At 61.7% G+C, this 12,048-nt stretch carries 5 protein-coding genes and 3 rRNA genes; 7 read left to right on the forward strand and 1 reads right to left on the reverse strand.

The window, feature by feature from the left end; all coding sequences use genetic code 11:
* Positions 1-245: 245 nt before the first annotated feature.
* The 7 genes from ACTAQI_RS00005 to ACTAQI_RS00035 all read left to right on the forward strand — a co-directional run bounded on the left by ACTAQI_RS00005 (position 246) and on the right by ACTAQI_RS00035 (position 10,996).
* A 16S ribosomal RNA gene (locus ACTAQI_RS00005) occupies positions 246-1,769 on the forward strand.
* Positions 1,770-2,266: 497 nt separating this feature from the next.
* Positions 2,267-5,396 (forward strand): 23S ribosomal RNA (locus ACTAQI_RS00010).
* Between the two features lie 169 nt (positions 5,397-5,565).
* Positions 5,566-5,682: ribosomal RNA gene (gene rrf / locus ACTAQI_RS00015) — 5S ribosomal RNA — on the forward strand.
* Together the 16S, 23S and 5S rRNA genes form the textbook arrangement of a ribosomal RNA operon.
* 157 nt (positions 5,683-5,839) lie before the next feature.
* Positions 5,840-6,643, forward strand: a complete 804-nt coding sequence (locus tag ACTAQI_RS00020; protein WP_457948674.1) for a phosphotransferase — start codon at positions 5,840-5,842, stop codon at positions 6,641-6,643.
* Positions 6,644-6,832: 189 nt separating this feature from the next.
* The gene (locus tag ACTAQI_RS00025) at positions 6,833-7,591 is read left to right on the forward strand and encodes a LamB/YcsF family protein (protein ID WP_457948675.1); all 759 of its coding nucleotides are present in this window, start codon (positions 6,833-6,835) and stop codon (positions 7,589-7,591) included.
* Between the two features lie 2 nt (positions 7,592-7,593).
* The gene (locus ACTAQI_RS00030; RefSeq protein ID WP_457948676.1) at positions 7,594-9,255 is read left to right on the forward strand and encodes a 5-oxoprolinase subunit B/C family protein; all 1,662 of its coding nucleotides are present in this window, start codon (positions 7,594-7,596) and stop codon (positions 9,253-9,255) included.
* A complete protein-coding gene (locus ACTAQI_RS00035; RefSeq protein WP_457948677.1) occupies positions 9,248-10,996 on the forward strand; it encodes an acetyl/propionyl/methylcrotonyl-CoA carboxylase subunit alpha in 1,749 nt (582 codons plus the stop codon). The genes ACTAQI_RS00030 and ACTAQI_RS00035 overlap by 8 nt, the downstream gene beginning before the upstream one ends.
* 7 nt (positions 10,997-11,003) lie before the next feature.
* On the opposite strand, the gene ACTAQI_RS00040 is transcribed toward ACTAQI_RS00035, so the two are convergent.
* Positions 11,004-11,987, reverse strand: coding sequence for an adenosine deaminase (locus tag ACTAQI_RS00040; protein ID WP_457948678.1), 984 nt, complete (start codon positions 11,985-11,987; stop codon positions 11,004-11,006).
* Positions 11,988-12,048 lie beyond the last annotated feature (61 nt).

Below are 12,048 nucleotides of genomic sequence, written 5' to 3' on the forward strand. Positions count from 1 at the left end.
ATCGGTAAGTTTGAAAAGTTGCTCCGGAGCGATCCTGAACGAAAGTTTGGGTGGTGCCGGGTGTGTCTGTTGTTTGAGAACTCAATAGTGTGCCAAGTTTGTTGATACCGATTTTTTATAAAAATTGGTTGATTGTGCTGGGTTTGTCCACCCCGTGGATGGGCCTGGTGTTTTTAGCTGGTTTCAAATTTTGTGCAGCTGTTTCCGCCGTTATTTCCGGTGGTTGTGGTTGTGTCTGTTTGTTTTCAACGGAGAGTTTGATCCTGGCTCAGGATGAACGCTGGCGGCGTGCTTAACACATGCAAGTCGAACGATGAACCTCACTTGTGGGGGGATTAGTGGCGAACGGGTGAGTAACACGTGAGTAACCTGCCCTTGACTCTGGGATAAGCCTGGGAAACTGGGTCTAATACCGGATATGACCGACTATCGCATGGTGGTTGGTGGAAAGCTTTTGTGGTTTTGGATGGACTCGCGGCCTATCAGCTTGTTGGTGGGGTAATGGCCTACCAAGGCGACGACGGGTAGCCGGCCTGAGAGGGTGACCGGCCACACTGGGACTGAGACACGGCCCAGACTCCTACGGGAGGCAGCAGTGGGGAATATTGCACAATGGGCGCAAGCCTGATGCAGCGACGCCGCGTGAGGGATGACGGCCTTCGGGTTGTAAACCTCTTTCAGTAGGGAAGAAGCCGCAAGGTGACGGTACCTGCAGAAGAAGCGCCGGCTAACTACGTGCCAGCAGCCGCGGTAATACGTAGGGCGCAAGCGTTATCCGGAATTATTGGGCGTAAAGAGCTCGTAGGCGGTTTGTCGCGTCTGCCGTGAAAGTCCGGGGCTCAACTCCGGATCTGCGGTGGGTACGGGCAGACTAGAGTGATGTAGGGGAGACTGGAATTCCTGGTGTAGCGGTGAAATGCGCAGATATCAGGAGGAACACCGATGGCGAAGGCAGGTCTCTGGGCATTAACTGACGCTGAGGAGCGAAAGCATGGGGAGCGAACAGGATTAGATACCCTGGTAGTCCATGCCGTAAACGTTGGGCACTAGGTGTGGGGGACATTCCACGTTTTCCGCGCCGTAGCTAACGCATTAAGTGCCCCGCCTGGGGAGTACGGCCGCAAGGCTAAAACTCAAAGGAATTGACGGGGGCCCGCACAAGCGGCGGAGCATGCGGATTAATTCGATGCAACGCGAAGAACCTTACCAAGGCTTGACATGAACCGGTAACGCCTGGAAACAGGTGCCCCGCTTGCGGTCGGTTTACAGGTGGTGCATGGTTGTCGTCAGCTCGTGTCGTGAGATGTTGGGTTAAGTCCCGCAACGAGCGCAACCCTCGTTCTATGTTGCCAGCACGTGATGGTGGGGACTCATAGGAGACTGCCGGGGTCAACTCGGAGGAAGGTGGGGACGACGTCAAATCATCATGCCCCTTATGTCTTGGGCTTCACGCATGCTACAATGGCCGGTACAAAGGGTTGCGATACTGTGAGGTGGAGCTAATCCCAAAAAGCCGGTCTCAGTTCGGATTGGGGTCTGCAACTCGACCCCATGAAGTCGGAGTCGCTAGTAATCGCAGATCAGCAACGCTGCGGTGAATACGTTCCCGGGCCTTGTACACACCGCCCGTCAAGTCACGAAAGTTGGTAACACCCGAAGCCGGTGGCCTAACCCCTTGTGGGAGGGAGCTGTCGAAGGTGGGACTGGCGATTGGGACTAAGTCGTAACAAGGTAGCCGTACCGGAAGGTGCGGCTGGATCACCTCCTTTCTAAGGAGCACCTACAACGATCACGTACCGGCGCATGTTGGTGTGTGGTGTTGTCAGGAAGCAAGCCCGCAGCATGGACGATTGTTCCGTGGCGGGTGCTCATGGGTGGAATATCAACAAATAGGTGCCTGGTGGCACGGACCATTGTTAGTACGGATGCTTTCCTTTGTGGGGGTTGTCCTGGAACGCGGTTGGTTTGTTGCTGCTGGGTAGTGTTTGGCACACTGTTGGGTCCTGAGGCAACAGGGCCGGGGGTTTTTGCCTTCGGTACTTTGTTTCTGGTTTCCCTGCCATGGCGGTCCGTGCACGTGTTTGTGTGTGGGGTGTGTGGTGTGGGGTTGTTGTTTGAGAACTACATAGTGGACGCGAGCATCTTGTATAAGAAGCAATTTCCAAGATTAATGAACCTGGATCTGGTTCGTGTGCTGTGACTCTTTTGGGGTTGTGGTGCGTGGAACGGTTTTCATGGTTCTCTCGAAAATGTTTTTGATCTTTGTGGTCAAGTTTTTAAGAGCACACGGTGGATGCCTTGGCATTAGGAGCCGAAGAAGGACGTAGGAATCTGCGATAAGCCTGGGGGAGTCGATAACCGGACTGTGATCCCAGGGTGTCCGAATGGGGAAACCCCGCCGAGCGCGCGAGTGACTCGGTGACCCGTACCTGAACACATAGGGTGCGTGGGGGGAACGCGGGGAAGTGAAACATCTCAGTACCCGCAGGAAGAGAAAACAATAGTGATTCCGTTAGTAGTGGCGAGCGAACGCGGATCAGGCTAAACCGTTCCATGTGTGATAGCCGGCGGGCGTTGCATGGTCGGGGTTGTGGGACTTTCCATACCAGTTCTGCCGGGCTGGTGGGGTGTGATGTGCGCGCATAGGTGAACGGTTTTGAAAGGCCGGCCAGAGAGGGTGTTAGTCCCGTAACCGTAATGTGTTTGTACCGCCTGTGAGAGTATCCCAAGTAGTACGGGGCCCGAGAAATCCCGTGCGAATCTGTCAGGACCACCTGATAAGCCTAAATACTCCCTAATGACCGATAGCGGACCAGTACCGTGAGGGAAAGGTGAAAAGTACCCCGGGAGGGGAGTGAAACAGTACCTGAAACCGTGTGCTTACAATCCGTCGGAGCCAGTCTGATTCTGGTGACGGCGTGCCTTTTGAAGAATGAGCCTGCGAGTTAGTGTTACGTCGCGAGGTTAACCCGTGTGGGGCAGCCGTAGCGAAAGCGAGTCTGAATAGGGCGTGTGAGTGGCGTGATCTAGACCCGAAGCGAAGTGATCTACCCATGGCCAGGTTGAAGCGACGGTAAGACGTCGTGGAGGACCGAACCCACTTCAGTTGAAAATGGAGGGGATGAGCTGTGGGTAGGGGTGAAAGGCCAATCAAACTTCGTGATAGCTGGTTCTCCCCGAAATGCATTTAGGTGCAGCGTTGCGTGTTTCTTGCTGGAGGTAGAGCTACTGGATGGCTAATGGGCCCTACAAGGTTACTGACGTCAGCCAAACTCCGAATGCCGGTAAGTGAGAGCGCAGCAGTGAGACTGTGGGGGATAAGCTTCATAGTCGAGAGGGAAACAGCCCAGACCACCAACTAAGGCCCCTAAGCGTGTGCTAAGTGGGAAAGGATGTGGAGTTGCCCAGACAACCAGGAGGTTGGCTTAGAAGCAGCCACCCTTAAAAGAGTGCGTAATAGCTCACTGGTCAAGTGATTCCGCGCCGACAATGTAGCGGGGCTCAAGTACACCGCCGAAGTTGTGGCATTCAAGCATTGACTAAGCCTTCGTGGTTCAGGTGTTTGGATGGGTAGGGGAGCGTCGTGTGGGCGGTGAAGTCGCGGTGTAAACCAGCGGTGGAGCCTACACGAGTGAGAATGCAGGCATGAGTAGCGAAAGACGGGTGAGAAACCCGTCCGCCGAATGATCAAGGGTTCCAGGGTCAAGCTAATCTGCCCTGGGTAAGTCGGGACCTAAGGCGAGGCCGACAGGCGTAGTCGATGGACAACGGGTTGATATTCCCGTACCGGCGAAAAACCGTCCATGTTGAACAGGGGATACTAACCGCCCGAGACCTGACCGATCACCCTTGTGGTGTGAGGTTTTTGGTGGAGCGCGGGACCTGATCCTGGGAGGCAAGCGTATTAACAGGTGTGACGCAGGAAGGTAGCCGAGCCGGGCGATGGTTGTCCCGGTCTAAGGATGTAGGGCGAGTGGTAGGCAAATCCGCCACTCATTGTGCCTGAGATCTGATGGGACCCCCGTTTGGGGGGATTTGGTGATCCTATGCTGCCGAGAAAAGCATCGACGCGAGGTTTTAGCCGCCCGTACCCCAAACCGACACAGGTGATCAGGTAGAGAATACTAAGGCGATCGAGAGAATTATGGTTAAGGAACTCGGCAAAATGCCCCCGTAACTTCGGGAGAAGGGGGGCCCCAACCTTGAACGGACTACGCGTCCGGGAGGGGATCGGGGCCGCAGAGACCAGGGGGAAGCGACTGTTTACTAAAAACACAGGTCCGTGCGAAGTCGCAAGACGATGTATACGGACTGACTCCTGCCCGGTGCTGGAAGGTTAAGAGGACCGGTTAGCCTGTAAGGGCGAAGCTGAGAATTTAAGCCCCAGTAAACGGCGGTGGTAACTATAACCATCCTAAGGTAGCGAAATTCCTTGTCGGGTAAGTTCCGACCTGCACGAATGGAGTAACGACTTCCCCGCTGTCTCAACCATAAACTCGGCGAAATTGCAGTACGAGTAAAGATGCTCGTTACGCGCAGCAGGACGGAAAGACCCCGAGACCTTTACTATAGTTTGGTATTGGTGTTCGGAGTGGCTTGTGTAGGATAGGTGGGAGACGTTGAAGCCCGGACGCCAGTTCGGGTGGAGTCATCGTTGAAATACCACTCTGGTCACTTTGGACATCTAACTTCGGCCCGTAATCCGGGTCAGGGACAGTGCCTGATGGGTAGTTTAACTGGGGCGGTTGCCTCCTAAAAAGTAACGGAGGCGCCCAAAGGTTCCCTCAGCCTGGTTGGCAATCAGGTGTCGAGTGTAAGTGCACAAGGGAGCTTGACTGTGAGAGAGACATCTCGAGCAGGGACGAAAGTCGGGACTAGTGATCCGGCGGTACATTGTGGAATGGCCGTCGCTCAACGGATAAAAGGTACCTCGGGGATAACAGGCTGATCTTGCCCAAGAGTCCATATCGACGGCATGGTTTGGCACCTCGATGTCGGCTCGTCGCATCCTGGGGCTGGAGTAGGTCCCAAGGGTTGGGCTGTTCGCCCATTAAAGCGGTACGCGAGCTGGGTTTAGAACGTCGTGAGACAGTTCGGTCCCTATCCGCTGCGCGCGCAGGAAATTTGAGAAGGGCTGTCCTTAGTACGAGAGGACCGGGACGGACGAACCTCTGGTGTGTCAGTTGTACTGCCAAGTGCACCGCTGATTAGCTACGTTCGGATGGGATAACCGCTGAAAGCATCTAAGCGGGAAGCTCGCTTCGAGATGAGATTTCCATACACTTTATGTGTGAGAGGCCCCCAGCCAGACCACTGGGTTGATAGGCCGGATGTGGAAGCGAGGACTAACGACTCGTGAAGCTGACCGGTACTAATAGGCCAACAACTTACACCACACAGAAACATACAAAACACTGTGCTTGCGTCCACTATGTGGTTCCCAACCAACAACCCCGCCACGGGGAACGGTTACACGGAACCAACAACTGAATAACAACACCACAAATGTTGTAACCACCAGTCTTCCCACCCCCAAAGCATCACCGGGGGACCGGGTAAAAGGGTTACGGCGGTCATAGCGTGGGGGAAACGCCCGGTCCCATTCCGAACCCGGAAGCTAAGACCCACAGCGCCGATGGTACTGCACCCGGGAGGGTGTGGGAGAGTAGGTCACCGCCGGACACACATTAAAAATGGTCGAGGCCCCAACCACACGGTTGGGGCCTCCCACATTTAACCCCGCCGATACCGGCGGATTCGGGGCTGCCGGCGCGCAGGATATTCTGCAGGAATGCAGTCCTGGCACCTGAACCGTCTGAGTATGAGGCAGGCTGAGCTCGTGGAAGCCTGGCTCCCAGGCGTTCGCCTGGTCAACGATCTCTCCTGGAACCTCGTGGATACTGCGGTACTCGAGGTGGAACATGAGGAGTACAGATATATCGTCAAAGCGGGCGTGCCTTCCAACCACCACATAGGGCGTGAGATCGAAGCCCACCAATCCTCCACCGGTGTTTTGGCCCGTCGGAATCGCGCACCGAAGCTCATTCGCTCAGACCGTTTCTTGAACATCCTGGTGACGGGATACTTGGAAGGTTGCCTCGTTGAAGGCACCGACGCCGAGTATGCGATAGACACGTATATCCAGGCCGGGCGTCTCCTCCGTGCTTTTCACGACCAAGCCGGTCGCAGCGACGAAAACTATGAGTTGGCAGCCACTGCCAAAGCTGTGGCTTGGCTGGATGCACCCCACCGCATCGAAGAGTCCGTCGCAGCGAAGGCGAGGGCCATACTCGGCGCCTATGAGCCGGAGCCAGTTGTTGTCGTCCCTACTCACGGTGACTGGCAACCACGCAACTGGCTCATCGACAAGACCGAGTTAAGGGTCATCGACTTTGGCAGGTATGAGCTAAGACCAGCTGCCAGCGCTTTCTGCCGCCTCGCCGTACAACAGTGGAGAACGGCTCCCCAGTTGGAGTCAGCTTTTTTCGAGGGTTACGGGACAGATCCCAGGGATAATGAGCTCTGGAACGCGATGCTACTGCGCGAGGCGGTTTCCACTGCTGCTTGGGCACACCAGGTTGGCGACCATGAGTTCGAGAGACAAGGCCACCGGATGCTCCGTGACGCCTTGGACAATTTCTGAAGCACTCCCTTCCGGGCAGTCCACCCAGGCCTGAGTGTGTAACCGCAGGTAGTGATGGAGGATGCCAGGGAAACCGGCAGGATCTGATGAGGCGTCTGGAAGGTGCGCGGTAATGGGTCCGTAGGATTGTTGAACAATCCGAGTTTTTAGGGCATTCTTGAAGGACAGCAATCCGAGACGGAGATCACAATGCCCAGCATCGACCTGAACAGCGACGTCGGCGAGTCCTTTGGGAACTGGTCCTTCGGCGATGACGCCGCCATTTTTGAGAGTGTGTCCAGCGCAAACGTAGCCTGCGGCTTCCACGCGGGCGACCCCGTGGGCATCATGGCCACCTGCCAGGCCGCGGTGAAGGCCGGCGTCACCGTGGGTGCCCACCCCGGCTACCGGGACCTGGCCGGCTTCGGCCGCCGGTTCGTGGACATGACGCCGGAGGAGCTGACCGCAGACGTCGTCTACCAGATCGGTGCGGTCCAGGCCGTTGCCCTGGCGGCCGGAACGGCCGTCCGTTACGTCAAGCCCCACGGTGCCCTCTACAACACCATCGTGAACCACCCGAAGCAGGCCGGCGCGGTCGTTGCCGCCATCCTGGCCGTGGACCCCACCCTGCCCCTCATGGTGCTCCCCAACTCGGAGATCCAGCGCCAGGCGCAGGCCGCCGGGCTGCGGACCGTGGCGGAAGCGTTCGCTGACCGCGCCTACAACCCGGACGGCACGCTGGTCTCCCGGCGCGAACCCGGCGCCGTGCTGCACGAGGTGAAGGACGTCGTCGAACACGTCCTCCGCCTGGCCGGCGACGGCGTGGTCCGCGCCACCGACGGATCGCTGGTCACCGTCAAAGCCGAGAGCATCTGCCTGCACGGTGACACCCCCGGCGCCGTGGCGATGGCCGCCGCCGTCCGCACCGCACTGGTAAATGCCGGCATCCAGATCCAAAGCTTCGCCTAGCCATGCCCATCACGCAGCAGCAGGCAACCAGTCCGTCCGCACACGCCCAACTCACCGGGATCCGGCCGGCGGGGGACCGCGCCATCCTGGTGGAGCTGTCCTCGCTGGACGCGGTCCTCAGCCTCCAGGCGCAGCTCACCGCGCATCCGCGGCCGGGCCAGATCGATGTCATCGCAGCAGCAGCAACCGTGCTCATCACCGCGGATTCACCCCAAGCCGTCCAGGCCCTGGCCCGGCACGTCAGCGGCCTTGACCTGCAAGCCCCCGCGGAGACCGACAGCATGCTGGTCACCGTCGACGTTGTGTACGACGGCGAGGACCTGGACGAGGTTGCGGCGCTCACCGGCCTGGGCCGCGAGGCAGTAGTGGCCGCCCACGCGGGCCAGCTGTGGACCGCTGCCTTTGCCGGCTTCGCGCCCGGATTCGCCTACCTCACCGGCGAGAACTCCAGCCTTGAGGTCCCGCGCCGCCATTCGCCCCGCACGGCTGTCCCTGCCGGAGCCGTGGCCCTGGGTGGCGCCTACTCCGCGGTCTACCCCCGCCAGTCACCCGGCGGCTGGCAGCTCATCGGCCGGACCGACGCCGCCATGTGGGACTTGAACCGGGAAAACCCTGCCCTGATCCGCCCCGGCGATACCGTCAGGTTCAACGCAGTCCGTGCGCGGGCCGCGCTGGTCCAGCAGCAGGAGACCCCCACCAACCAGGCCCCGGCAGGGGAACAAGCTCCCGCAGGCCTTGCCGTCCGCAAACCCGGGCTGCAGGCCACCGTCCAGGACCTGGGGCGCCCGGGGTACGCATCCCTTGGCGTCAGCAGCGCCGGTGCCATGGACCGCGGAGCCCTGCGCCGCGCCAACCGACTGGTGGGCAACACGGAGGACGCCGCCGGGATCGAACTGCTCTTCGGCGGACTCGAACTTGAAGCCCTCAGCGACCAGGTCCTTGCCGTCACCGGAGCCACTGTTGCGCTCCAGATCACCCCGGAAGGCGAGGCATCACAGCGGACGACGGCGGCACGGCAGCCCGATTGCGACGTCCCCTTCCCGCTGCTGGCAGGGGAGAAGCTGACCGTGGGAACCCCCACCGCCGGGCTGCGCTCCTACATTGCGGTCCGCGGCGGACTGGGTGGCCCCGAAGCCCTGGGAAGCCGTTCCACTGACACGATGTCCGGGATCGGTCCCGAACCGCTCCAGGCCGGGGCCATCCTTCCCGTCCAGGCCCCGAAGCCGGGCAGCGTGGTGGGCCACCCCGAGGTATCACCCCTCCCGGACCAGGACCACGCCACCGTGCTGCGCGTGGTCCCCGGACCAAGGCAGGACTGGTTCAGTGCCGACACGCTGCAGACCTTCCTGTCCCAGGAGTGGACCGTCACGCCGCAATCGAACCGGATCGGACTGCGATTGAACGGCCAGGCACTCACCCGCAACCGGGACGGCGAACTTGCCAGTGAAGGCACCGTCCGCGGCGCCGTGCAGGTGCCGCCCGAAGGCCAGCCAGTACTCTTCCTCTCCGACCATCCCGTGACCGGCGGGTACCCGGTGATTGCCGTCGTCGTCCATGCCGACCTGGACAAGGCCGCGCAACTTCCCCCCGGCACCACCGTGCGGTTCGCCGCTGCGGCACCCCAGGCAGCACTGCCCGAAACACCAAAGGAATCCCATGCGTAAAGTCCTCATTGCCAACCGCGGCGAAATTGCCGTCCGAATCGCCCGGGCCTGCGACGATGCAGGCCTGGACAGTGTGGCCGTCTATGCCGATCCCGATGCAGACGCGCTCCATGTCTCCGCAGCCACCGAGGCATACTCCCTGGCCGGTGCGCGGCCGCAGGAAACGTACCTGGACATCGAAAAGATCCTGGCGGTCGCGGCGAAGAGCGGCGCTGACGCCGTCCACCCCGGCTACGGTTTCCTGTCCGAGAACGCCGGCTTCGCCCAGGCAGTGATCGACGCCGGCCTGACCTGGATCGGCCCCTCCCCGGAGACCATCCGGCTGCTGGGGGACAAGGTCAGTGCCCGCGAGGTAGCCGTCCGCGCCGGCGCGCCGCTGGCACCCGGCAGCGACGGACCGGTGGCCAGCGCCGCCGAGGTCCGCGCCTTTGCTGAGCAGGTTGGCCTGCCGGTGGCCATCAAGGCTGCCTTCGGCGGCGGCGGCCGCGGCCTCAAGGTGGTCCGGAACCTGGCCGACGTTGAGGAAAGCTTCGACTCCGCGGTGCGCGAATCCCTGGCCGCCTTCGGCCGGAGCGAGTGCTACGTGGAGAAGTTCCTGGACCGGCCGCGCCACGTGGAAGCCCAGGTCATCGCGGACACCCACGGCAACGTGGTGGTGGTGGGCACCCGCGACTGTTCGCTGCAGCGCCGCCACCAGAAACTGGTGGAGGAGGCCCCCGCTCCCTTCCTCACCCCCGAACAGCGGACCGCAATCCACGCCTCGGCCAAGGCCATCTGCCGGGAGGCCGGGTACGTCGGCGCCGGCACCGTGGAGTACCTGCTGGACGGTTCCGGCTTCCTGAGCTTCCTGGAGGTCAACACCCGGCTGCAGGTGGAGCACCCCATCACCGAGGAAACATCCGGCGTGGACCTGGTGGCTGCCCAGCTGGCCATCGCTGCGGGGGAGACGCTTCCCATCCTGGAGGACCCCGAGCCGCGCGGGCACGCGTTTGAGTTCCGCATCAACGCCGAGGATCCAGGCCGCGGCTTCCTGCCATCCCCCGGAGCAGTCACGGAGTTCGAGGTGCCCACGGGGCCCGGGATCCGCCTGGACACCGGCGTCCGCGCAGGATCCGTGGTGCCCGGGCAGTTCGACTCGCTGCTCGCCAAGCTCGTGGTGACCGGCGCGGACCGGCAGCAGGCCCTCCGCCGCGCCCGCCGCGCCCTGCACGAGTTCCGCATCGGCGGCCTGGCCACCGTGCTGCCGTTCCACCGGGCCGTGGTGGATGCCCCCGACTTCACCCGTGTGGACGCCCTGGGCGTCTACACCACCTGGATCGAAAACGAATTCACCACCGCCCTCGAGGCTGATCCCGCGTTCAGCCCCGCCGCCCCGGAGGAACCCCGCCGGACCATCGGCATTGAGGTCGACGGCAAACGCATGGAATTGGGGCTGCCCAAGGCGCTGCTGGATTCCCTGCTGGATGGCGGCGGCCGGCGCGGTGCCGAGGCTCCGGAAAGCCGGGCGGAGACTGCGGCGGAGAAGAACGACGGCGACCTGCTGGCCACCATGGCCGGCACCGTGGTCAAGTGGCTGGCTGAGCCCGGGGCCAGCGTTGCGGAAGGCGACACGGTGCTGGTGCTCGAAGCCATGAAAATGGAAACGGCCGTTGCCGCCCACCGCGCCGGCACCCTGGGGGAGCAATTCGCTGCCGCCGGAGACGCCGTGGCGCCCGGACAGGTGCTGGCCACCATCGGGTGAGCCGGCCTCACGAGGGCATACGCGCGAACACGCGGCACACTGCCAGGCTGAACCAGAGCTGGAGGTCGTGGAACCTGTCCCGGAGCAGGTGGCCGGTGAAGAGCCCGGACGGTTCCTGGTGTGCGGCCAGCCAGTCGCGCGCCTGGTCGGTTTTTTCCGATCTGAAGCCGGGGCGGATGATGCTGATGGCGTCGAGGGCGGAAACGAGGTCCGTCATCCAGAAGGGAAAGCTAAATTCGGTCCAGTCGGAGACGCGGCCCTTATCCGGATAGGCGTCCGGCTCGAAGAAGCGGCCCGCCAGCAATTCCGCAGCCTTCTGGGCGGAGGTGCCTGCGCGGTGCCTGGGATGGGCTGCGTAGGCCCTGAGCACGACCCCGGTGATCAGGTGCGAGAACGGCTGTGCAGGATCGCCGGGGACGGTCTGCGGATCCTCGAGCGCGTCGAGATTCCTCCCTCGGGTGCGCAGCGGAAGGGCCCAGCCACCGTCGTCCTGCCGGGACGCCTCAAGCCAGCTAAACGCGCGTTCCACGCGGGGGTCGTCGCAGTACCCCGCTTTGCTCAGGAGCCCGATGAGGGCCGCCGTGTAGTTGGGAGACACCTGGTTGCCGTAAATCCCTCGAATATCACCTTGGGCGGACTGGTGTGAGAGCACATGGGCGGCGGCTGCGGCGAGAGCCGGGTGCCGGTGCGTCAGCCCGAACATCTCCACGAGGAACCCGAGTTGCCGGTAGGTCTCCAGCAGGTCGTAGTCCGTGCTGGCCCGCGGCCGCCTTCCCGGATAGGCCCACGAACCGTCGGCCGCCTGGCGCCGCAGGATCCCGCGCGGGATCGGAAGGTCCCAGAGTGCCTCGTCGGGTGCTCCTGCCGGGGTGGGTGGCAGCCCTGCCGGCCCGGGAAGCAGCTCCCGGACGGCCCAGGAGCGCACGGCAGGGTGCCCGCTGGACAGCAGCGGGGCGATTGGGTCGAACTGGAGGCCGTCCAGCCACGTCATGGTCACCATGATGGCGGAATACGTTCGGTGCGGACAGAGTGCCGGTATCCGGCCCGATATC

The organism is Pseudarthrobacter sp. alpha12b, assembly GCF_054130495.1.